This window comes from Demequina gelatinilytica, assembly GCF_000971115.1.
In the GTDB taxonomy this organism is placed as follows: domain Bacteria; phylum Actinomycetota; class Actinomycetes; order Actinomycetales; family Demequinaceae; genus Demequina; species Demequina gelatinilytica.
Map to the genome: position 1 here is coordinate 176,069 of NZ_BBLV01000006.1, position 23,605 is coordinate 199,673.

Consider the following 23,605-nt stretch of genomic DNA (forward strand, 5'->3'; position numbering starts at 1 on the left):
TATCTCGGGTGTCGGCGCCGTCAGGCGCTCTCCTCACCGGCGGGCTCGACGGTGAGCCAGACGGTGGAGTCCGGGGGGAGCATCCCGTCGGCGAGCGGCGCGCTCGTGAGGAGGATGCCCGTGTGGGGCGGCAGCGCGACGGGCGCCGCCCCGAGGTTGGTGAGGCAGACGCACGACGCGCCGCGGCGGAAGGCGATGACATCGCCCGGGAGGTCGAGCCACGTGAGCTCCCCCGCGCGCAGGTCGGTGCGGTTGCGGCGCAGCGCGAGCGCGTCGCGGTAGAGCAGCAGCATGGAGGAGGGGTCGCCCTCCTGGCGCTCGACGGCGAGCGCCGCGAAGACGGCGGGCTGCGGCAGCCAGGGCGCCGCCGCATCGTCCCCGCCGAAGCCGAGCGACGCCCCGCTCCCGGTCCAGGGCAGCGGCACGCGACAGCCGTCCCGGCCGGGGTCGACGCCGCCCGAGCGGAAGTGCATGGGGTCCTCGATGACGTCGAGCGGGAGCTCGGCCTCGGGGAGGCCCAGCTCGTCGCCCTGGTAGACGTAGAGGCAGCCCGGAAGCGCGGCGGTCAGCAGCGCCGCCGCGCGGGCGCGCCGCGTGCCGAGAGCGAGGTCCGTGGGCGTGCCGAAGCGCTTGCGGTCGAAGGCGAAGCCCGAGTCCTCTCGGCCGTAGCGGGTCACCGGACGCGTGATGTCGTGGTTGGACAGCACCCAGGTCGCCGGCGCGCCGACCGGCGCGTGCTCGGCGAGGGTCCGCGTGATCGAGGCGCGCATCGCACGCGCGTCCCACGGCTGGGTCATGAAGTCGAAGTTGAAGGCCGTGTGCATCTCGTCGGGGCGGAGGTACCGCGCGAAGCGCGCGGCGTCTTCGAGCCACACCTCGCCCACCAGCACGCGGGGCTCGTCGTACGAGTCCGCCACCGCGCGCCATGCGCGGTAGATGTCGTGGATCTCGTCGCGGTCGACGTGGGGGTGCTCGCCCGGGCTCGGCCGCTCCGGCAGCATCGGCAGCGCCGCGTCCTTGACCGGCAGGGCCGCGGAGTCGATGCGGACGCCGGCGACGCCGCGGTCGAACCAGAAGCGGAGCACGTCCTCGTGCTCGGCGCGGACGTCGGGGTGGTTCCAGTTGAGGTCGGGCTGCTCGGGCGTGAAGAGGTGGAGGTACCACTCGCCGGGCGTGCCGTCGGGGTTCTCGGTGCGCGTCCACGTGGAGCCCTGGAAGCTCGAGACCCAGTCGGTCGGGGCGAGCTCGCCTGCGTCGCCGCCGCCCTCGTGGAACCAGAAGCGCTCGCGCTCGGGGCTGCCCGGACCGGCCGCGAGCGCCGCCTGGAACCACGGGTGCCGGTCGCTCACATGGTTGGGGACGATGTCGATGATGGTCCGGATGCCCACGGCGCGCGCCTCGGTGATGAGCGCCTCGGCATCGGCGAGCGTGCCGAACATCGGGTGGATGCCGCGGTAGTCCTCGATGTCGTAGCCGCCGTCCGCGAGCGGGCTCGGGTACCAGGGGTTGAACCACAGCGCGTCGACGCCCAGAGCGGCCAGGTACGGCAGCCGCGAGCGCACACCCGCGAGGTCGCCGGTGCCGTCCCCGTCGCCATCCGCGAACGAGCGGACGTACACCTGGTAGATCACCGCGGTGCGCCACCAGTCGAGGTCGGCATCGACCGCGGCGGGCGCAGCTTCGGCCGCGGAGGCCGCCGGGCTCAGGACGTCGTTGTCCACGTCGCTCCTTGCATCGTCTTCGATCGGGACTACACACAACGTAACTTCGCGAGTAGATCAATGCAAGTTTTTGACAATGTAGAGAAAGATTGCGATTGCATAACGGCACGGGGTGCGGACTCGTGGTGGATCACCGCGCATCATCCCTGGCAGCGCTCGCTGGCGGGACATGAGGGTCGGATCAGGCCGCGATCCAGCCGCCATGTCCCGCTGGGACGAGGCGGATGCGCACACGCGGCGCGCGCGGCAGGGCCGTCAGGCCGCGGGCACCGGGCCCGTCGAGGCCCGGAGCACCAGCTCGGGCTCGAAGAGGAGCTCGTCACCGGGCTGCGCGGTGCCGGCGATCTGACCGAGCAGCATGTCGATCACCGCGCGGCCCATCGCGTCGATCGGCTGACGCACGGTGGTGAGCGGGGGCTCGGTGAAGGCCATCAGCGCGGAGTCGTCGAAGCCGATCACCGACACGTCCCCCGGCACGGCCAGCCCCGCGCGCCGAGCGGCGCGGATCGCGCCGAGCGCGAGCGGATCCGACGCGCACACGAGAGCGGTCGCACCCGCGCCGAGCAGCCGCGTCGCGCCGGCCTGGCCCGACTCGATGGAGTACAGGCCGTTGACCACGAGCGCGGGGTCGAAGCCCACGCCCAGGCGGTCGAGCACGCGCCGCGCCCCCTCGAGCTTGCGCCGCGAGGGCTGGTGGCCGGCGGGGCCGAGCAGCAGGCCGATGCGGCGGTGGCCCAGCTGGTGCAGGTGGAGGACGGCCTGCTCGGCGGCGAAGGAGTCGTCGGTCGAGACGGTCGCGAAATCCAGCTCGGGCACCGGCGCGCTCACCAGCACCGTCGGGAGGTTCACCTGGGCGAGCCGCGCATAGTGCTCATGCGGCGCATCGGCCTCGGTGTAGTTGCCGCCCAGGAAGATCACGCCGCTCACCTGCTGCGCCAGCAGGAGGTCGACGTAGTCCGACTCGGTGATGCCGCCCGCGTTCTGGGTGCATAGGAGCGGCGTGTAGCCGTTCTGCGCGAGCGCTCCGCCGATGATCTCGGCGAGCGCGGGGAAGATCGGGTTCTGGAGCTCGGGGAGGACGAGCCCGACCAGACGGGCGCGCTCGCCACGGAGCTTGGTGGGGCGCTCGTAGCCGAGCACGTCGAGCGCGGTCAGCACGGCCTGGCGGGTCGAATCCGAGACGCCCGGCTTGCCGTTGAGGACACGGCTGACCGTGGCCTCGCTCACCCCGACCTTGCGGGCGACCTCGGCAAGCCTCTTCGACATGGCGCAAGACTACGCAAGAACTTGCGCGATCGCGCAAGACCCCGGCGGGTCAGAGGTCGACGATGCCGTACAGACGGTCTCCCGCGTCGCCGAGGCCCGGCACGATGTAGCCGACCTCGTTGAGCTTCTCGTCGACCTGCGCGACCACCACGGAGACGTCGGCGCGGTCGCCGACCTTCTCCTGGACGTGCTGGATGCCCTCGGGCGCCGCGAGCAGGCACACGCACGTCACGTCGGTCGCGCCGCGCTCGAGCACGTACTCGATCGCCATGACGAGCGAGCCGCCGGTCGCGAGCATCGGGTCGATGAGGAACACCTGACGGCCCGTGAGGTCGTCGGGGAGGCGGTTCGCGTAGGTGATCGCCTCGAGCGTCTCCTCGTCGCGCTTGAGGCCCAGGAAGCCCACCTCGGCGCTCGGGATGAGGCGCGTCATGCCGTCGAGCATGCCCAGGCCCGCCCGCAGGATGGGGACGATGATCGGGGCCGGGTCGGCGATCTTGGTGCCGGTGGTCGCGGTGAGCGGCGTCTCGACCTCGCACTCCTCGACGCGCACGTCGCGCGTCGCCTCGTAGGCGAGGAGCGTCACCAGCTCGTCCACCAGGAGGCGGAACGTCGGCGACTTGGTGTTCTTGTCGCGCAGGACGGTGACCTTGTGACGGATGAGCGGGTGGTCCGCGACGTGCAGGTGCATGGTCCGAGACTATCGTCTCGAGCGGCGCATCTCCCGGGTAGTCCGCCCGGGTCGGCAGGCCGATGCGCCGGTAGCCTGGCCACGTGAGAGGACGCTGGGACGATGCGATGGGCGAGGCCCTCGTGCAGGCCCGGCTCGCCGCGGACGCGGGCGACGTCCCGGTCGGCGCCGTGGTCCTCTCCCCCTCGGGCGAGATCATCGGCACCGGGCGCAACCTGCGCGAGGCCGAGGGCGACCCCTCCGCCCATGCCGAGGTGGTCGCGATCCGGGCCGCCGCATCGTCCTTGGGGACCTGGCGGCTCGACGGCTGCACGCTCGTGGTCACGCTGGAGCCGTGCCTCATGTGCGCCGGTGCGATCCTCCAGGCGCGCATCCCGCGGCTCGTGCTGGGCGCGTGGGACGCCAAGGCCGGCGCGACCGGCTCCCAGTGGGACGTGGTGCGCGACGCGCGCATCGGCGCCAAGGTCGAGGTGACGTCAGGCGTGCGTGCCGACGAGTCGGCCGATCTGCTCGCGGAGTTCTTCGAGGCGAAGCGCTAGATGTCCGAGGAGCCCCGCAAGCGCGACGTGTGGCGCCACGGCATGAAGCGCGCCGTGGTGAGCCTGGGCACCATGGTCCCCGCGAAGGAGCCGCGCTGGCCCATCGCGCTCCAGGCGGCCGTGGTGCTCACGGTGCCGATCCTGGTGGGCATCGCCTTCGGCCGCGTGGACCTGGGGCTGATCGCCGCCACCGGCGCCTTCACCGTGCCGTATTTCGCGGCGCTGCCGCGGCTCGAGCGGTTGCGCCTGCGACCGATCGCCGGCCTGGGCCTGGTGCTCACCAGCATCCTGGGCGCCACGCTCGCGCCGCACCCGTGGCTCTCCGCGCTGGGGCTGATCGCGGTCGCGGTGCTCGTCGCGATCTCCGTGCACGGCTACCGGCTCGGGGCCCCCGGACCGCTGTTCCCGATCCTCGTCTACGGCATGTCGGGCCATGCGGTGAACGGCGGGGTGCCGCCGCTCGTGCTCGTGGGGACGGTGGCCGCGGGCTGCGCGTGGGCCGTGGTCGCGAGCATCGCGCCTCTGGTGAGGCGGGTGCACTGGCAGATCACGCCCCGACCTCTCTCGGTGCTGCTCGCGCGGCCCGCATGGGATCGCGGCGCCAAGGAGCTCGTGTGGCGTACCGCGATCGTCGCGGTGCTGGGCACGGCGCTGTCGCTGCTGTTCGTGGACCCCGATCGCGCCTACTGGACCGTCGCGGCCGGCGTGGTCGTCATCGGCGTGGTGCCCGGACGCGGCCCGGCGGTGACCCGCGGGCTGCATCGTGCCGTGGGGACCGTGCTCGGCGTGGGGGTCTACCTCGCGATCGCGTACTCGGGGATGCCCGCGGTGGCGCTCGCGCTCACGCTCGGGACCCTGCAGTTCATCACCGAGCTGGCCATCACGCGCCACTACGCGATCGCCGTCACGGCGGTCACGCCGATGGCGCTCGTGATCGTGACCGCCTCGGCCGGGGAGCTCGGCGACCTGGCCGTCACGGGAGAGCGGATCCTCGACACGGCACTCGGTGCGGGGCTCGCGGTGGCAACCGCCCTGCTACACCCGCCAGCGCCACCGGATCCGGCCGGCCGCATGGCCCCACCGCATCGGCCCGATTAGGTTTTTCAGTTCACGTTCCTGTAATCTCTTTCGCGGTGACGTGTCCGAGCGGCCGAAGGTGCAGCACTCGAAATGCTGTGTACGGTAACCCCGTACCGTGGGTTCAAATCCCACCGTCACCGCCACAGAAGAGGGCCTGTTCCTCCTGGTAATCCCAGGGGAGCAGGCCCTTTCTGCTGTTGCTGGTGGGCCGCGCAGCGATCGCGAGCCAGCGCGCAGGCGCCGCGCGGCCGTATCGGAGGCTCAGCCCTCGACGTTCGTCAGGGATCCGTCCTCGTGGAACGTCACCGTATGGTCCGGGCACGCGGACTCCTCGATACGCGCCAGCACTTCACCGTCCTCGGTCTCCACGCGGATGGCATCGCCCCAGCACTTATCCGCCGCCACGTAGTCGCGATGACCCGCGCTGTAAGTGAGTCCGCCCCCGCTTGCGCCCGGCACCTCGATGAAGAAGACAACAGTGATCGAGGAGTCGTTGACCAGGGCGGCCTGTGGACGTGCAGGATCAATCGCAATCAGACAGCCTCCAAGGGTGGCCGTCGAGACCATGCCGATCGCGGCGAGGAGCGGCGCCACGCGGAGCCGCAGATCCCCTGGAACACGCCCCGAAGCGCTCATCCCGCCCCCTCCGCGGACGCCCTCAGCGGCGCCGCGCGCGACCATCTACCCGCAGGTGACCGAGCGGTGTCAAGCACCCAGGTCGGCTCGGGTCCCCAGCGAGCGTACCGATCCGTTCTGCGACGGCTGCGGCGAGCCCAGCTTCCCCCCGAGCAGCTCCGTGAGGTGCTTCACGAAGTCCCACCGGGGCGGCCCGCCGAGCGCGGTCGCGTTCGCCGCTGCCTCGAGCACCTCGCGCGACGCCGTCGCCGAGGCATGACGCAAGGCGCACGCGCGTAGCAAGAACAGCGCGCAAGTCGTCGTGAGCCCACCTGAGGCGACCGATGCTCGCCGATGGACCTCCCCTCATCTACGAGGCGAAGTCGTGAATCGCGCCGACCCACGCGCAGCGCGAAACGGGTCCAGATCCCACCGTCACCGCCCTTGGAGAAGCCCGCCTCGCCACGTGCGAGGCGGGCTTCCTGCTTGTCGCTGCGTCAGCTCGACACGAGGTCCAGCGCGGGCGACGGCCGCCCCACCGGGTCGTACACGCGCACCCGATACGACGTCCCCAGCGGGATGACCTCCCCCGGCGGCTCGGCGAGGACCAGCGGCGCCGAGGCCACGTCCCCCGCCGCGAGGATGCTCCACTCCTCGCCCGGTCGCGCATGCCAGGCCTCGAAGCGCCAGGGGCCCAGCAGCGTGGGCGCGAGCCCGGACGGATGCGACACGGTGAGCGTGAGGTCGCTCGTGCCACCCGGCGCCGCGGTACCCCCGAGCGCGTCGAGCAGCGGCGCCGCGGGCGGCTCGAGCGGCACGGTCGCGACCCCGACGGGATCGGACTCCCTGCTCCACATCCCGGGCACGGAGGACCCGGACTCGGGCGCACCTTGGACCTGCGCGAGCCACTGGTATCGAGCGAATGCGGTGAGGAGCGCACCCGGCGCGATCTGAGCCGAGCCCCGATCCCGCACGACCGCCCGCTGGCGTCCCGTCTGCGGATCGGGCGCGGACAGGGGCACCTCGGCCACCACGGGGGCGTGCATGGGGTCCGCCTGCGTGCCCCGGGTGCGGAAGATGCGTGCGGTGAGCGCGGGCGTGATCCCCGGCTCGACCTCGACGGTCACCTCGACCATGAGCGGAGGCTCCCCTGCGACCGGCGGCGACAGCGTGGCGGTGACCGCCGGACGTGGCGGCGGGTCCGAGTTGGGAACGCCGTAGAAGACGATGGGCAGCGCCCCCAGCGCGGGGCGCGCGCCTGTGCCGGGGGCCTCGACGGCGATCTTGTAGGCGTTGAGCACGCGGCTCGATCCCGACACCGCATGGCGGAACCGATGCGTGCCGGGCGAGGGCGAGCTCACGGCGCCGGGCAGCCGCTCGAACAGATGGTCCGGGAAGTCGCCCTGGATGTCTCGCATCAGGCCGGCGCGTGCCGCGCGGTCCAGGGTCCCGGAGATCGTCGCCGCCTCGCCGAAGCGGCCCTGGAGCCGCAGCCACGACACGAGCCTCACCTCGTCCGTGTAGTAGATGGCGAAGCTGGCCGCGCCGCCGGACGGCGCGCTCCAGGACCGCTCGACCCAGGCGAGCCCGGTGGCGTCCGGTCGCGCCGAGTAGAGCAGCACGTCGGGGATGTCGAGCTGCGCGGGCGGGCGCGGATCGGACATGAGCAGGCGCAGCTCCTCCGACACCGCGGAGACCTGGCCGGCCGCATCGACCCAGACCGCCGTCACGATCATCCGACGCTGCTCCGTCGGCTGCAGGACGGGCCCGGACACCACCGCCGGCACGGCCCGCAGCGGCGCCTCGCCGGGCGGGGGCTCGTCGACGACGATCGCGGTGCCGACCGCGGCGGTGACGTCCGGCAGCGCGACCGGCACGGGCACCGGCTCGTCGACCCCGTGGTGGCGGAACGTGAGAACCGCGTGCGACAGCGGATGGGATCCAGGCGCGAGGCTCCCAGGCTCCGGCAGAGGCACGCGAAGGCTGAGGATCCCCCCGGTGGACGCAGCGGCGGTCGCGGACGGCCCCTGGTACGAGCCCAGCACCACCGGGCGCGGCGGCTTGGGACGCGGGCCGGGGGCCGCGTCACGCGCCGAGAACTCCGACCAGCGCCCGAACCGATCCTGCTGAGCGCCGTGGTACCGCGCGGCGTCCGGTCCGGCGCGCCGATCGCCCACGACACCCTGGCGCCCATCCTGATCCGCCAGCAGCCCGCCGTCGTCCAGGCTGGTGAGTCCCACCGTCAACGGCACATGCCAGCCCGAGGGCAGCTCGCGGTTGAGCTGACGATGCCCGCCGGGGACGGGCTGCTCCCGCTCCGCGGCGAGCGTCGCGCCCGGCAGCAGACCCTTGAGCGGAGCGACGACCTCGCGGACCACGTCTGGAGGCGGGACAGGCAGCCACGCGACATGAGCCGGCTCGAGCATCACCGGTGGCGGCGGCGGGGACGGGATCGCATCGCCGACGACCGCGGCGATCGCGGCCATCACCAGATAGTCGTCCGCGTCCTCGAGGTCCCCGGTCAGCTCCTGGCCCTCCTGGCCCAGCACGCCCGCCCCGAACCCGTTCCACATCCTCGCGACCGTGATCGCGTTCAGGCTGCGATCGCCGAGGGGGATCGCGCCGTCGACCGGGAGCCCCGCCAGGCTCTCGGGCGTCGCCCCGATCGCGAGCGGATGGCGGAAGAAGCCGATCGCCCGGTAGAGGGCCAGGCCCGCCGGCGGGTCGAGGTCGAGGTCCTTGTAGCCGAGCCACGCGGCGACCCCGGGATCCAACGAGCCCTGCAGCACCCTGAACAGATGGTTGACCTGGATCTCGCTCAGGTCGCCCGGCTCCGCCAACGCGTTCCCCGCCGCGTCCGTCACGGGGATGGCCTCGGAGGCGACGAGCGGCAGGTCCGTGCCATCGATGAGCGCGTCGAGATCCCTGTCGAGCGGTTCGCCCAGCGCATGGACGCGGTCGCTCTCCTCCGCATCGCTGAACCCCGCGGCGACGGCGGGGCTCGTCGCCCCGACGGTCTCCTGCATCGGCCTGCGCTGAGGCGCCTGCTCACGTAGGTGGCCCTCGGCCCGCCCGAACGGATCGCTCACCGACAGATAGCGACGCCCCTCCGTGTGCGGGAGGTTGAGCACGCTGATCGACTCCCACTCGAGCTTGCCCAGATCGCTCGCGGCCAGCCACACCAGATCGACGATGACGCCGTCGCCCGTGACCTCCACCTCCGCGATCGAGGGGGCGCCGATCATGTACGGCGCCTCGCGGCGCTCGCCGAGCAGCGCCGGCGCCTCGCCCATCGCGGCGCCGTACGCCCTCATGCGCAGCGCGCCGGCCTGCTCCGATGCCAGCGCTGCGAGGCCGCTCGCCGAGCGGATCGGCTCAGGCGGCGCGACGGCGGGCCGGAAGGCCCTGGAGGCGGTCAGGTCGGGGCGGTTGAGGATGATCGGTCGTCTCAGATCGGGGCGCGGGCGCACCGGCTCCACGCTGTCGGGTGTGGGGCGCGTGACCATCGCGACGGCCACGCACTGCGTGGCCGCGTCCTGCGGGATGGTCGCGAGGATCCGGTCGCCCTTGCGCACCTGGATCGGGAGGGTCAGCTGCGCCTGGGCCCCATCCCTGAAGGTGACACCGCGACGCAGGTTCAACGCGTCGCGAGCGCCGTCGAGCTGGGCCCTCTGCATGATGAACGGGGCCACGGGCAGACCGAAGCGCGGGTGGTGGGAGACGCGCAGGTGGTTGCCGGCCCGCAGATGCGGTCCTCTGCCGTCGTCGGGGAGGCCGGCAAGGTTGAACAGGTGCGGCGGAACGATCGTCGGCATGATCAGAATCCCTCCGTGTCCAGCATGAGCGGTCGCGCGTCGACCACCCGACGACCGGTCAGCGTGCCGCCCGGCGCCACCCGCAGCCGCAGCTCGAGCGCCGAGGCGTCGCCGGCGGGGATCACCGGTTGCGTCGCCACGAACAGCACGCGCGTCCAGTTCTGCGTGGCCCGCACCGGGGTGAAGACCACGCCGTCGAGCACCAGCCGGTCCGGCTCGCACCGCACGGAGTCCACCGCCTGCTGGCCCTGGACCACCGCGGCCACGCGCCGCATCGGCTCCGGCGCATCGAGCATGAAGCCGACGATCCCGTAGGGGCCGGCCGCGGTGCGCCGCCACAGGGCGATGGTGCGCGCCTGGTCGCCCGGCAGCGGCAGCGTGTCCGCACCGACCGCCGTCAGCGCGGCGCCGAAGTCGGCGTCGGACACGGACAGGGGACCTGAGGGGAGCGCCACCGCGTCGGCGAGGAGGATCTCCTCCGGCCGGAACGGGCTGACCCCGGCGGCGTCGAAGCCGAGTCCCGCCAGCATCTCCGTCGGGTTCGCGTAGCGCGACGTGGTGAACCGGGTCGCGTTGACGACGACGGGGTCACCGCCCCCGGGCGGCGCTCCCTTGCGCTGCGCGAGCAGCGAGAAGTCGTACATCGCGTTCTTCTCGAGCGCGAAGCGCGCACCCATGGAGGCGCCGCCCGTGACCGGCGCATCGGGCAGGCAGCGCGCCTCCGCCACCGCCTCGTTGATGAGCCGCTCCGCGGGAAGCAGGACCGATGCGGGAGCGATGAGCCACATGAGGTCCAGAAGCTCGGTGAGCATCGACTCCTCGAGCGCGGGCACGTCGGGCTGCGGAGGCGGGTCGGTGCGCCGCACCGACAGCACCAGCTCGCGGTCGTGGCGGTCGGCGAGCGCCTCGACGTGCCCAGCGCTGAAGTGCACCCACAGGGGGTCGTCGGTGAAGACCACGTCGCGACCGTCGGCGGGCTCGGTGCGGGTGAGGTAGCGGGCGAGGTCGCGAGGATCGAAGACGTACTCGTTGAGCCCGTCCTGCGTCTCGGCGCCGGCGAGCACCTCGGACGCGACCCGGAACCGGTAGGTGTCGGTCTGTCGAGGCTCCCACTCGGTCGCATCGACCGGCGTGCTGGGGAGGTCGGTGCCCTCGTCGTTCGACCGCCAGCCCTGCCACGACCAGTCGATCTCGATGCGGTACGTCTCACCCGGGTCGAGCAGGATCTCGCGTGCGAGGGTCGCGAGCGACCCGTCGGCGACGGTGACGAGCGTCCCGACCAGCGCACCCTGCGCGGCCTGGTCCTGCTCCTGCGCCGCCGCGGCCCGCGAGTCGATGCCGCACAGGGACAGCACCGTGACCCGGACGCCGTTCGGGCTGACGATGTCGAAGCCCGACGCATCGGGGACCGCGGCGGGCTGATCGAACGCGATCGCGCGGCACCGCCCGCCGTGCCCGTCGGGAACCGTGGCGAGCAGGGTCGGGGTCCACGCGTGGGATCTGCCGTCCTTGCGCGTGACCACCAGCGGGACCTCGCCTCGAGAGAGCTCGCCGTCGGGCCCGACGACCGGCGCCGTGCAGATCCTCGCCAGGAAGGTCCGCCCGCCCGCGTGCAGCTCGATCCTGGCGATCTCGGGCGCCTCGAGGCGGATGGTCAGCAGCGAGTCGCCTCGGCTCCGGGCGCCCTCGACGGCGACCTGACCACCCCGGGCGTCCAGCGCGATCGCCTCCACCTTGCCCTCCCCGATGGTCGCGACATGGAGCGTCACCGCACCTACCGGAGCGGCGAGGTCCAACGCGAGCCCGGGGCCGGGGATCGCCAGCTCGACCCGTCCGTCCGGCTGCGGCCTCGACGGATCGCGATCGTCCACCTGGTCCTCGAGCGACAGCAGCCCGCCAGGGTCGAGCGACGTGACGGTGATGCCCCCGAGTGCGATGTCCTGGAGATCCCGGCGGGGCTTCCCGTCGAAGCGGACACAGGTCTCGCCCTCCCCGACGGAGCCGCCCTCGCCGTGGCAGACACGGAACAGCACCGACTCGTGGCTGCCTCCAGAGAGGACCACGCGGTCGATCTCCGGAGCGGCCAGGTGCAGCTCCACAGGCATCCCGCTGTCGTCCTTCGCCTGCGCGACGGCGTTGCCCCCGTGGTCGAACGCGATCGCCGTGACGGGGCCGCCGCCGCTCAGCACGCTCAGGCTCACGGTGGTCCAGGGCCTCGCCGGCCGGATCTCCACGCCGCCGTCGGGGAAGAAGAGCTCGGGGACGCCATCGCTCCCGCGCTGCGCAGGCGTCGTACCGGCGTCGACCCAGTCCTCGAGCCGCATCCCGATCCTGGGGTCGATCACGCTGAAGGTCACGCCGTCGAGCGCGAACTGCCCGGAGGCGACGGCGGCCTTGTCGGCGCGGGCGAAGTCGAAGCACGACTCCGTCGCCTCGGAACCGACCGTGCAGATCTGCGCGAGGTGGACCTGCTTGCCGCGCGGCACGATCACCATCTCGACGATCGACGCCGGCGCCGTGACACGCAAGGTCGCCGCACCCACCGCATCGTCCGCCGTCACCGTGCCGCCGTTGCCCTCGGCGTCCTTCCACTCGACGTCGGCGCCGAAGGCGTCCCGGCGGTAGAGATGCAGCTCGAAGTCCCTCCCGCCGGACAGCGGACGGATGCTCATCCCGGGCACGGTGATGAGGATGTCGGGCTGCGCGTCGCCACCGAGCGTCAGGCCGCCCTGGGCGAGCGCCACATCGTCGGTCACCAGGAAGGGGCTGCGCGGGCTCACCGCGGTGAGCACATGGTCGGGCAGCTCCAGCTCGGTGAAGCGCCTGCCGATCGACAGCCCGTCGAACCGGTAGCACGAGCGAGGCTCGGACCCCGGCGGGCGGAGACGCCCGTCGCACACGAGCAGCAGCAGCCGGCCGGCCTGGATGGTCTGATCGAGGTCCGCGATCCACGGCAGGCTCGTGGTGGTGAGCCCGGCGGCGGAGGCGAACTGGGCCGCGGGTAGCCGGTAGCCCCGGCCGAGCGGGCCGGTGGGCCCGGCGACAGCCTGCGGGAGGTCGATCACGGCTCCCGCCACAGGCAGGCCCCCGGCGCCCGCGACGATCGAGCTCAGCGCGGCACCTTCCGTGGTTCCCGTCGCCGTGCGCAGCCCCGGCCGGCCCAGCAGGGTGAAGCGGCTCGCGTACGGTCCCGGCGCCGGGACCTCATGCAGCAGCCGGACCCGGTCCGTGCCCGCGGAGCGGGCATCCTTGCCGAACAGGCAGGCGCGCGACGGCTCCGGCACAGGCTCGCACAGCGTGCCGATCGTGTCGGCCGGGCTGCCGGGCGCAGACGCGCCGCCGTCCGCCATCGGCAACGCCCAGCCCCACGGCCTCCAGTCCAGCAGCGACAGGCTCGTGGTCTCCGCACCCGAGGGCGCGACCGGGCCCGCGCCGCCCGGCGGACGATGCGACGGCAGCCCCCAGGCACGATGCAGCGGGTTCGCACCGCTCACCGCCGTGCCATCCGACTCCCGGATGAGGCGCACATCGTCGAGCCGGAAGGCGTACCGGAGGCGGTTCGAGCCGGACCAGGGCTCCCCGGACGGCGCCCCGGGCTTGACGAACTGCCCGGCGGGCACGCCGTCCTCGATGAAGTGGCTGAAGTTGATGACGGGCACCGTGTCCGCCCAGACCGTCTGGTTCTCGCTCGGGTCCGCGCCGGTGTTGCGCGCCTCGCCGTTCACCTCGGTCATCTCGAAGATCGGCTGCCCGCGCAACGGGCCGCCACCGTCGCGACGCGCCTCGCCCATGACGCGACCGCCGCGATCGGTGAGGGCGACGTTCGAGACGGGGCTCGGGGGCGGCGGGATCTCCTCCTGCGGCTCCTTGCCGATGCGGAACTTCACGCATCCCTTGAGGGAGAAGAAGAACAGGTCGACCTCGCCGCAGAACTCGCCGTCGAGCCAGATGCTCTCGTCCTGATAGGTGAGGACGATGCTGCCGCGCGCCGTCACGGAGATCACCACCAGGTCGAGCTCGCCCGCGACCCAGATGCCTGCCTTGATCAGCAGCGGATCCGTGCCGATCCCCGCGAGGAGCAGCACCGAGGCGGAGAGCCTGATCGGGCCCGCCTTCCACTCGAGCGCGGCGCCCGCCCCGAAGCCCACGGAGAACCCTTCGAAGGAGAACTCGGGCTTGCCGCCGAGGCTCGGCAGGCCGTTCTGCTCGATCATCAGGTAGGAGAACGCCCGCAGGTTGAGGCTGCCCGGCAGCAGCGTCAGGGTCACCGGCTCGCCGGTGCGCCCCGCCTGCCCGTCCGAGCCGAGCCGCACGTAGATGCCGTCGCCCGAGTACGGGAAGTAGGCGGACAGCGACGCGACGACCTTGAGGATCTTCGGGATCTCGTAGCGGGCCTGGGCGGCCAGGGCGACCGCGGTGTCGTCGATGATGATGAGACCCGTCAGGCCCGCGCTCTGCGCCGCGTCCTTCTTCTCCTTGGGCGCGCGGACGGGCACCGAGAGCAACGAGATCTCCACCGCGAAGATGACCTCGGGATCCGGGAACGCGACCACGATCATCCCTGTCGCGGAGCACGAGAACGAGGCGTCCGGGAGGGTCCCCACGACGGCCCCGACACCCACGGCGTGCTGGCCCTTCTGGGGCCGGTACTTGCTCTCGGGCGGCTTGAACCACCACCCCAGCTCGCGCTTGACGATGTCGGGGTCGGCGGTCACGTCGCGCTCACCGTTGATCGCGGTCTGCCCGATCACGCCGTGCAGCGCCGCGCCCGACGGGCCCAGCGGGATGCCGACGGGGAACTGCACCTTGAGGAACAGGCTGACGAACGTGAACGGCTCGGGATCGGTCATGTTGGCCATCGCGAGCGCCGCCGACACCTTGAGCTTGAGCGGCACGAGGTCGAGGTCGAGCCCGGCGCGGATCACGCCGCCGGGGTCCTCGATCCGCAGCCTGCCCTCGCCCTTGACCGTGGCGGGGATGTCGATCTTCGCGGTCAGCCCGCGGAGCGCGAAGGCGACGTCCGGCGGGTTCCCACCGGAGAAGGTCACGCGGACCACCGCTTCGCTGATCTCGACCACCCCGATGTTCAGAGCGATCGCGAACCGGGTCTCCACCCACAGGGAACCCTTGCCCAGCGCGGTCTCGACGGCGCGGAGCAGCTGCCCGAGCACCCCGTCGACCTTCCACTTGCCAGGGTCCTCGATCTCCATCGAGTCGGTCGGGTACGAGACCCCCAGCTTGTCCCAGAAGTCGTCCTTCGACTGGTCGAAGACGATGCTCACCTTCTTGTAGCGGAACTTGACCGGATGGTCGGGGTCGGTCTTGAGGCCGAGCGCGCCGGTGTTGACGTGAAGGATGGTGGTGTAGTCGCTGGTCAGGCTGATCTTGTAGTCGTCGCCGACCTCATCGATGTCCTTGATCTCGGTGCTCGCCTCGATCGACTTGATCACGGCCTTGGACCCGGGACCGACCAGGGGGCCGCCACCGAGGTCCACCTGCGCGAACGCGGTGCCGGCCGCGAGCGCCGCGATGCGCGCGCCCTTCTCGATGGTGTCGGTGTCGGAGCTCACCTCGGACAGCAGCACAGGTCCGAGAGCCATCGCCGCCACCAGGTTGGGCTGGGTGAAGCTCATCAGCCCCTCGGGGTCGCCGTCGGACCGGATGCCCAGCTGCGCACGGGTGAAGCCCGTGGCGTCGTCATGGCGCCACCCGCCGTAGACGGTGAGCACCTCGAGCGTGACGGGTTCGCCCTCGAGGTCGGGCAGCGGATCGGTGTCAGGCGACCAGGCGTACTCGAACTCCGCCTTCGACGGGATGAGGTCGCGCCAGCCGTCGCCGCTCGGCTTGTCCCACGCGACCATCAGGCGGACGCGGTAGTCGCTGGCGGGGGTGGACGCGATCGCGGGCACCGGGGTCGCGGTCTCGCCGGGGACGAGCATGCGGCGCAGCGCGGGCGACCGTCCATCGTCCACCTCCTTGACCTCGGCGCTCGCCGCCGGGGTTCCGCCGACCGCGTAGACATCGACGCGGCGGAACTCCGCGCGGACCGGCTCGGAGGGTCCGGCGGTGTCGCGTCCGCTGGGCCACGCGCTCCTGTCGACCAGGGGATCGCCCGAACCATCGTCCACGGCGAGGATCAGCCGCTGGGCCGCCGCCTCCTCGGAGTCGAGCGGGCTGGTGGGGACGGTGCCCGGCTGGCCGTCCTGCTCTCCCCAGCTGGTGATGTCCGCGGCGTCGAGCGCCGCGAGTCCGCTGCCGGCGGGGACGGTGGTGAGGTAGCGCACCGCGGTGTCGCGGCGCCGGGAGGCCAGGTCCTTGTTGAAGTCGTCGCCGCCGATGTCGTCGCATCGCCCCACCACCAGGAACGATGCGCCGGGGTAGCGCGCCGCCCACGCGAGCAGCTGACGGTGGATCCCGTCGGGGCTGCCAGCCTGCGCGACGCCTGCGGGCTTCGCCTCATCGCTCCACCGCGTCGGCTCGGCCTTGTTGTACTCGAAGACGATGCGCACGTGACGGTCGTGCTCGACCGGCGCGGGCGGCGGCGGCGCTGGATCCGTCGACAGCGTGACGAGCGCGAGGGCGCCCGCAGGGACCGCCACCCCCGCCTCACTGCCGTCGATCTCGGCATCGTCCAGGAGCGGCCGATAGCTTCCCTGCGCATGGAAGTCCGTGAGGTCGAACGTGCTCTCGACAGCCGTCAGGGGGAGCTCGTCAGCCGGTGCGGCTGCCGTGACGACGCCGTCGACACCGCCGACGAGGAGCGTCTCGCCCTCGAGCACGTGGACCCGGAGCCGCGCGGTGCGCTTGCTTCCGTCCTTGGTCTCCGTCAGCACCAGGAACTGGTCGCCCGCGATCTCGCCGGGAGCGAGCTGGATGCTCTCGAGGTCCTGGACGGCACCGTCGGCGCCCAGCTTCCAGGTGAACGTGCCCGCGGCGACGTCGCTCGGCTGGCCGGTGCGCGCGTGGAAGTGCAGCCCTTCGAGGCCGGCCTTGGGCCCGGACGCGTGCACGGCGTTGAATACGGAGCTTCCCGCCGTGATCACATCGATCGCGGGCGGCTCCCCCGAGGCGACGAAGCGGAAGGTGATCTCGGGGTGGCGGATCTGCCGTCCACCCGTGGTCTCCTCGGGCACCACGCGCAGGATGTCGCCATGCGTGACCGACCCCGTGGACGCATCGCCGACCGTCTCGGTGCCGTCTGGCCACCGCCAGGTCGCGGTCCAGTCCGTGACCGCCCCGCCCTCGGGCGGTTGCGAGGCGACGAAGCTCGCCTGAAGGCTCACACGGTCGTCCTCGGTCGCCGTGATCGCGACCAGACGGCTCTCGCCGCTGCCCGTGGCGCCCACCGGCGCGTGGCCCGCCTGGGTGAACACGAAGGTGGCAGGGTCGAGCGCCGCGCGGCCCCACTGCACCTCGAGCTCCCCCTGGATCCCGCGGGGCGATCCGAGGAGCAGGTTGCGCACACCCCCCGAGAAGCCCCCGCGGCCAAGCGCGTTGGGAGGCGCGTAGAACGTGGCCTCGGCGATCGCGAAGCCCATCCACTCCGGCGTCTGCCCGAGCCTGGTGATGAAGTCGGGTGAGAACGTGTCGGACGAGTCGAAGAGCAGCCGGGTCAGGGTCATCCCGAACTGGGACGAGCCGAAGAAGAAGTGCGGAGGGGTGCACCGCAGCCCGACCACGCCACCGGTCGTGGCCAAGGGGTCGGACGCCGACTGGTTCTCGACGAACAGCAGTGTGACCGGAGCATCGGCAGACGCCTTCGCGAAGCGGATGGTGGCCTCTCCCGAGATCACCACCGCGGTGTCCTGAGCGCGACGGACCAGACGGCGCGGCGTGGTGCCGGCCTCCTTCACGAAGTCCGCGCCCTGCAGGCCCTTCAGCTTGAGGCTCAGCCCGTCGGCGACGATGTCGAGGTGCCAGCGCCCTCCGGGCGTATCGAAGATCGCGAGTCGGAAGGGGGTGCCCTCGGTCGCCCCTGGCAGCTCGAGCTCGCCGAACCCGAGGTCGATCGGCTCGTGACGGACCGGCTTGAGCGTGCCGCTGTGCTGGGTCCCCCCGGCGAACGGAACCGAGGTCACGCCCTCGGTGGTGAAGCGATCCGTGAGGTCCTTGAAAGAGGTGGGTATCGGACCTTCGAAGAGGTCCGCGAGCGTCCCGTCCGGCATGACCAGCCCCCCGAGCCCATCGACGTCTTCATCAACGACCGCCGATTCGATCCTTGGCACTCACGCACAGCACTGTCAAGCGAAATGTAGGAAATGTCGGTTTTCGCGGCGGGCCGGACAGCCGCAACCCGAGAGCTCACCTCCCCTTGCGCAGGCCCGTGAGCTGCTTCATCAGGTCGAACCAGAACGGGCCGCCGAGCGCCGTCGCGAGGCCGGTGAGCGCGATGCCTGCGAGCTGCCCCCAGAAGTCCATCTGGCGGGGCTGAGTCGGGGGCTTCGCCGCATCCCCCTCGCCCTCAACGCCCGCAGCGGGCGACGCACTGGGACTGGGGCTCGCGGACGCACTCGGGCTCGCGGACGATGCAGGCTCGGGCACGCCATCCCACGCGTCGCCGAAGAGCGTGAAGTAGTCCTCGTCACCAGGAACGATGAGGCCCGCCTCCGAGAACACGCGGAACTGCTGCACAGCACAACCGAGGTCCGCGTAGGGATCGGTGGTGGTCTCGCCACCGGATTCCGAGTCCGTTCCCACCGTCGGCTGCACCGTAGGGTCCGCGCCGGGTGTCGCCGCCTCGAGCATCTCACCCGAGGCCGCTACCGTCGTCTCGACCGTCGTGGTCACCGTCGCTGCTCCCTCGGCAGAGTCCTGGTCGCTGGATCCCCCCTCATCGCCCTCGCCCGCCTCCACGCAGGCCGGGAACTCCCCCGCGCTCACGCCGTCCGCGGCGGTGACGGCGGCCTGCCGGAACGCCGCGTTGTCGTTGAGCCCGCCGGCGATCGCGATCGCGTTGACGTTGAACAGGATCGCGATCACCACGCCGATCGCCCCGAGCGCCCACTTGGCGTTCCGCTTGTAGGTGCTGCTCAGCACCTGCATCTGGCCGTCGAACCAGGTCTCCGCCGCGGCGAGCAGCTTGTCGGTGTCGTGCGCGACCGCGGCACCCGTCGTCGCGAGGAAGGCCCCGAGCGGCGCGAGCAGCCCCTGGTCGGGCTGCTGGTACTCCTGGGCGAGGTCTCTCACGCGCGCCTCGAGCCCGTCTCCCTCGCGCGCCTGCGCGAGCTCCACCAGCGCGTTCGCGAACACCTTGCCGGGGATCTCCGAGACCTTCGATCGATGCCCCAGCTTGACGTAGTCGAGCCCTCCGACCGCGCCCGTCTGCGCCAAGGTCTGAAGTCGCGCTTGCGCCTGGGCGCGCTTCGCATCCCGCGGCTTGCGGTCGAAGATCCTGGCGAACCATCCGGTCGCGCGGGTGAGCGGATCCTGAGCCACCGCCACGGGCGGCGGACCGGATGCCCCGCGTGCGGACCGCCCACCGGACGCCGCAGCACCTGCCCCGAGACCGAGGAGCCGCTCCGCCAGCGACCGACCCTCGGCGGGCGGCTGAGCCGCTGGTCGTGACGGCGCGACGGCGATGACAGGGTTCCCGCGGATCGGCCTCACCGACCTGCAGAACAGACCCGTCCACAGGAATGGGATGCCCAGCTTGTGGTCCGCCCCCGAGAGCAGCTCATCGAGCCGTGCCCACAGGGCCTTGGATCGCACATTGAACAGCCTGGTGACGATCTCGTTCACCGCCGAGGCCGCTGCCGCGGCGATGGCGAAGACCAGGACCAGACCGATCGCGATCTCGAGGACGACGCTGTCCATACGGCACCTCCGGGCGCTGCCGCACGGCACCTCGCGCGAGCGACGCCCCCCTGTGCGCCCGTCCTCCCGCACGTCGGCCGACACGCCTGCTCCGACGTCGGCGCCACGCTCATGCTAAGCCCGCCGCGTCCCTTTTGTCCGGATCTTCGCGCATCTCGGTGAAGGTCCGCCATGACGACCCCCTCGCCGTGCATCGTCCCCGCGCGCGGCCGACGTCGACGCAGGTACGCTCCCAATCGAGGGCGGAGGGAGCGCGACATGAACGATGCAGCCCCGCGAAGGCGGGCGGACCTCCGGCTGACGCTGAGCGAGCGCGTCAACACCACTCTCGAGCTCACCGCGACCGGGCTCGGCGCGGTCGCGTTCGCGGTGGTGGCGGCGATCGCGCTGCCGGTGTTCGGCCTGGACGAGGCCGCGATCTCGGGCCCGGGATCCGTCGGCCAGTACGCCGCCATCGCATCGGCTGTCACCGCCGCGCTCGCCTTCGCCGCCGGCCGCTACGCGCTGCATCTGGGCGGTCGCTACCGGATCCGCGGCGCGCTCGACGTGGTCGACGTCGCGGCGCTCGCGCTCGCGCACGGCGTCATCGCGTTGCTCAGCTGGACGCTCGTGGCCGTGGTCCTCGCCGGCGGCTTCGTGGGCGCGACGCTGTACACGCTGCCGATCCTCGCGCTCAGCGGCGCCGCGGCCGCCGTCACCGCGTACGCGGCCTTCCTCTCCGCGGCGCACATGAACCCCGAGCTGCTCGCGGTGGTGCTCGCCGTCTTCCTGGTCGAGGGCATCCTCGCGAGCACGCTGACGGCGTCCGATCCCGACTGGTGGATGCAGAACCTCAGCACGTTGGGCATCTCGCACGACGTCTCGGCGATGGCCTTCAACCTCACGCTCATCGTCGCCGGCTTCCTGGTGACGGTGCTCGCACGCGTCGCCACGCGGGACGTGCCGACGTCGACGGAGCACGGCGTGCGAAGCGTCCGCACGGCGCTCATCGTGATCGGCATCTTCCTCGGGCTGGTCGGCGTGTTCCACGTCGACACGCACTTCTGGATCCACACCGCGGTCGCGAGCGGGATGGCGGTCACGTTCGCCGTCCTCACCATCCGCCTGCGCGCCTGGGTGCCGGGCATCTCACGCGCGTTCCTGCCGGTGGGCTGGGCGTTCGTCGCCGTGATCTTCGTGCTCGCGTTCTTCTTCGCGACGGGCTACTACTCCCTCACCGCGGTCGAGCTGGTCGCGGGCGTGCTGGTCTTCACCTGGATCATCCTGTTCCAGCGCAACGTGGGCGCGCTGCACGCCGACACCGCCGCGTAGGCGCTCGCCGGGCGGCACCGCGCGCATCCATGGCACCCTGGCAAGGGAGCCGGGGAGAGCCATGTCGGACGATGCGCGCACACCTCGCGGGCGCGGGCGCGCCTGGGCGGGCGGCGCCGGACGGGCCGTCGCCAGCCTCGGCACCATCGAGCCGTTCCCCGATCCACGCTGGCAGATCGCCCTCCAAGCCGCCATCGCGACCGCGGCACCCGTCGCGGTCGGAGTCGCGCTGGGCCATGCCGACCTGGGGCTGATCGCCTCGACCGGCGGCTTCACCACGCTCTACGCCTCGTGGCGCACGCCGGTGGACCGCATGCGGCTCCTGCCGTTCGTCGCCGTCGTGCTGACGCTCAGCGCGGCGCTCGGGACCCTGACCGGGCCATCGCCCGTCGCGGCGAGCATCGGCCTCATGCTGGTCGCCGTCGGCGTCGCCGCGATCGGCTACGGGTACGCGCTCGGGCCGCCGGGACCGCTGTTCCCCATGCTCGCGTACGGGCTCGCGGCGCACGTGAGCGAGCTCGACCATGGCGCCCGGATCCAGCAACCGGGGGTGGTGATCGGCGCGATCGGAGCGGGCGCCGTCTTCGCGTGCCTGGTGGCCGCGGCACGCCTGCTGCTGCCGCAGCATCGTCGAGCGCCCGCGACACCCCTGCGCGGCCTCCTCCCCGGGCCCACATGGGACGCGGCCGCGCGCGAGCTGCTGCTCCGCGCGAGCATCGTCGCCGTGGTCGGCACCGCGGTGAGCTACCTGGTCGTCGACCCGGGACGCGCGTACTGGACGGTGGGCGCGGGGCTCGCCGTGGTCGGCGCCAGGCCGGGACGGGGCCGCGCGGCGCAGCGAGGGGTCCACCGCATCGTCGGCACCATCGCCGGCGCCGGGCTCTACGTCGCGGCGGCGACGCTGGCGACGCCGCCGCCGTGGGTGCTCGTGCTGGTGATCGGCGTGCTCCAGTTCGCCGCGCAGATGCTCGTGGTGCGCAACTACGCGCTCGCGCTGACGTTCATCACCCCCACGGTGCTCATCATCGTGGGAGCGGCGCGCGGAGCCGATCCCCTGCTCGACGTGGTCTGGGAGCGCGTGCTCGACACCATCGTGGGCGGCATCCTCGGCGCGCTCACCGGGCTGGTGCATGGGCGCCGCCCGTAGCCGCCGCATCCCACGCCGTCTACCCTGGCGCCATGTCCCGCCACAAGATCTTCGACATGCCCTTCGCGCGCATCTACCCGGAGTACGTGAAGAAGGTCGAGCGGAAGGACCACACCGTCGACGAGCTCCACACGGTGCTCACTTGGCTGACCGGCTACAGCGACGACGGGATCGCGGACGCCGTCGCGGACGAGCGCACGCTCGAGCAGTTCTTCGCGAGCGCACCCGCGATGAACGACCACACGGATCTCATCACAGGCGTGATCTGCGGCGTCCGTGTCGAGGAGATCGAGGACCCTCTGATGCAGCAGATCCGCTGGATGGACAAGCTGGTCGACGAGGTCGCGCGGGGCAAGCGCATGGCCTCGATCCTGCGAGCGCCGAAGGCCTGATCGGGAGCCGCGGCTACTCGCCGGCCGGTCCGAGCCCCAGCGCGGCCCACCCGGCGACCGCCACCACCGCGGCGCCCGCCACCGCGATCACCACCACCGCGCGCGAGCCGCGCATCGCCTCGACCACCTTGGGCACCGCATCGTCCACCGCCATGCCTTCTGCCGCGAGCATGCGCGCGGTCCGCGCCGCCCGCCGCAGGCGCCCGCGCGTCTCGAGCGCGCCCAGGAAGGCCGCGACCACCAGCAGCGCGACGCCGATCGCCAGCAGCAGGAGCACCGCGGTTCCCAGCATGCGCTCGCTCCAGGTGCCGTTGAGCTGCGTGCCCTTGCGGACCTGGCGCGGGGCGTCGGCGAGCCCGACCACGTCGACGAGCTGCCAGATCCCGAACCATGCCGCACCGATCGCCAGCACCGCGACGGCGCCCGCGACCACCGTGAACGCCGTGCTGTGCTCGCCGGGCTCGGGCTCGGCGACCCCCCCAGGTTCCGGCTCCGGCGCGGCCTGGTCCACGCGATCGGGCTCGTCGGCGGCGGTGTCGAGGGGTGCGGTCATGGCGGCCTCCCGGTGCGACCTGGAGTGCGGGACAGGACCACAGCAGGATCACACGATCCCGCCGGTGACGCCATGCCGGCGGTCAGCGCTGCGCGCGCACCTCGCGCATCGCTGACGCCCACAGCTCGAGGGCGTCGAGCATGGCGGCCAAGCCGTGCTCGTGGTGCTCGTTCGGCGTGGCCGTGTAGCCGTCGAAGTCGGCACGGTTGGACAGCGTGGTCTGCGGCCGCACGTGGGCGATCCCCACCGCGCTCAGCACTCCGCGCAGATGCTCGGCGGAGCGGAGCCCCTCGCCGTTGCCGTACGAGACGATGGCCGCGGCCTTGTCGAGCCATTCCGCCCACAGGTAGTCGATCGCGTTCTTGAGCGCCGCAGGCAGGCCGTGGTTGTACTCGGGGCACACGAACACGAACGCGTCGTAGCGCGCGATCACCGCCGCCCAGATCCTCGTGTGCGCGTGGGTGTAGTCGCCCGTCGACGCGGCGGCAGGCTCGTCGAGCAGGGGCAGCGGGTGGTCGCGCAGGTCGATCAGCTCGTAGGTCGCGCCACGATGCTCGGCGTGGTCGAGCACCCAGCCCGCCACCGATTCGCCGCGCCGTCGCGGACGTGTGGAGCCGAGGATGACGCCGATGCGGAGGTCAGAGGTGTCCATCCGCGCATCG

At 72.2% G+C, this 23,605-nt stretch carries 15 protein-coding genes and 1 tRNA gene; 6 read left to right on the top strand and 10 right to left on the bottom strand.

Annotated features, from left to right (window positions below):
* Positions 1-20 precede the first annotated feature (20 nt).
* From AOM00_RS06835 to upp, 3 genes are all read right to left on the bottom strand, one after another.
* Complete coding sequence (locus AOM00_RS06835; RefSeq protein WP_082096715.1) at positions 21-1,721, bottom strand: glycoside hydrolase family 13 protein; 1,701 nt, start codon at positions 1,719-1,721, stop codon at positions 21-23.
* 255 nt (positions 1,722-1,976) lie between these two features.
* Entirely contained in the window at positions 1,977-2,987 is a 1,011-nt protein-coding gene (locus AOM00_RS06840) for a LacI family DNA-binding transcriptional regulator (protein ID WP_062517074.1), read from the bottom strand.
* A gap of 49 nt (positions 2,988-3,036) precedes the next feature.
* Entirely contained in the window at positions 3,037-3,678 is a 642-nt protein-coding gene (gene upp, locus AOM00_RS06845) for a uracil phosphoribosyltransferase (RefSeq protein WP_062517075.1), read from the bottom strand.
* An 83-nt stretch (positions 3,679-3,761) separates the two neighbouring features.
* Here upp and AOM00_RS06850 point away from each other — a divergent pair, with 83 nt between their 5' ends.
* From AOM00_RS06850 to AOM00_RS06860, 3 genes are all read left to right on the top strand, one after another.
* Complete coding sequence (locus AOM00_RS06850) at positions 3,762-4,217, top strand: nucleoside deaminase (protein ID WP_369345422.1); 456 nt, start codon at positions 3,762-3,764, stop codon at positions 4,215-4,217.
* Positions 4,218-5,315, top strand: coding sequence for an FUSC family protein (locus AOM00_RS06855; protein ID WP_062517077.1), 1,098 nt, complete (start codon positions 4,218-4,220; stop codon positions 5,313-5,315). It begins immediately after the preceding gene.
* Positions 5,316-5,349: 34 nt separating this feature from the next.
* A tRNA-Ser gene (locus tag AOM00_RS06860) sits at positions 5,350-5,440 on the top strand.
* Positions 5,441-5,558: 118 nt separating this feature from the next.
* On the opposite strand, the gene AOM00_RS06865 is transcribed toward AOM00_RS06860, so the two are convergent.
* The 5 genes from AOM00_RS06865 to AOM00_RS06885 all read right to left on the bottom strand — a co-directional run bounded on the left by AOM00_RS06865 (position 5,559) and on the right by AOM00_RS06885 (position 19,540).
* A complete protein-coding gene (locus AOM00_RS06865) occupies positions 5,559-5,933 on the bottom strand; it encodes a hypothetical protein (RefSeq protein ID WP_156159074.1) in 375 nt (124 codons plus the stop codon).
* A 69-nt stretch (positions 5,934-6,002) separates the two neighbouring features.
* On the bottom strand, positions 6,003-6,197 hold the full coding sequence (locus AOM00_RS06870) for a hypothetical protein (protein ID WP_062517079.1): 195 nt from the start codon (positions 6,195-6,197) through the stop codon (positions 6,003-6,005).
* A 212-nt stretch (positions 6,198-6,409) separates the two neighbouring features.
* Positions 6,410-9,727: a hypothetical protein gene (locus AOM00_RS06875; RefSeq protein ID WP_062517080.1), complete on the bottom strand. Its 3,318-nt coding sequence runs from the start codon at positions 9,725-9,727 to the stop codon at positions 6,410-6,412.
* Between the two features lie 2 nt (positions 9,728-9,729).
* A complete protein-coding gene (locus AOM00_RS06880) occupies positions 9,730-17,892 on the bottom strand; it encodes an OmpA family protein (protein ID WP_062517081.1) in 8,163 nt (2,720 codons plus the stop codon).
* Between the two features lie 136 nt (positions 17,893-18,028).
* A complete protein-coding gene (locus AOM00_RS06885; RefSeq protein ID WP_062517082.1) occupies positions 18,029-19,540 on the bottom strand; it encodes a hypothetical protein in 1,512 nt (503 codons plus the stop codon).
* 258 nt (positions 19,541-19,798) lie between these two features.
* Here AOM00_RS06885 and AOM00_RS06890 point away from each other — a divergent pair, with 258 nt between their 5' ends.
* From AOM00_RS06890 to AOM00_RS06900, 3 genes are all read left to right on the top strand, one after another.
* Positions 19,799-20,851 (top strand): DUF998 domain-containing protein, encoded by a 1,053-nt coding sequence (locus AOM00_RS06890; protein ID WP_062517083.1) that lies wholly within the window; start codon positions 19,799-19,801, stop codon positions 20,849-20,851.
* Between the two features lie 61 nt (positions 20,852-20,912).
* Complete coding sequence (locus tag AOM00_RS06895; protein WP_062517084.1) at positions 20,913-21,998, top strand: FUSC family protein; 1,086 nt, start codon at positions 20,913-20,915, stop codon at positions 21,996-21,998.
* 32 nt (positions 21,999-22,030) lie between these two features.
* Positions 22,031-22,390, top strand: a complete 360-nt coding sequence (locus AOM00_RS06900) for a DUF2200 domain-containing protein (protein ID WP_062517085.1) — start codon at positions 22,031-22,033, stop codon at positions 22,388-22,390.
* Between the two features lie 13 nt (positions 22,391-22,403).
* Here AOM00_RS06900 and AOM00_RS06905 read toward each other — a convergent pair whose 3' ends face one another.
* Positions 22,404-22,943: a hypothetical protein gene (locus AOM00_RS06905; RefSeq protein WP_062517086.1), complete on the bottom strand. Its 540-nt coding sequence runs from the start codon at positions 22,941-22,943 to the stop codon at positions 22,404-22,406.
* A gap of 82 nt (positions 22,944-23,025) precedes the next feature.
* A complete protein-coding gene (locus AOM00_RS06910) occupies positions 23,026-23,595 on the bottom strand; it encodes an NADPH-dependent FMN reductase (RefSeq protein ID WP_062517087.1) in 570 nt (189 codons plus the stop codon).
* Between the last annotated feature and the right edge of the window lie 10 nt (positions 23,596-23,605).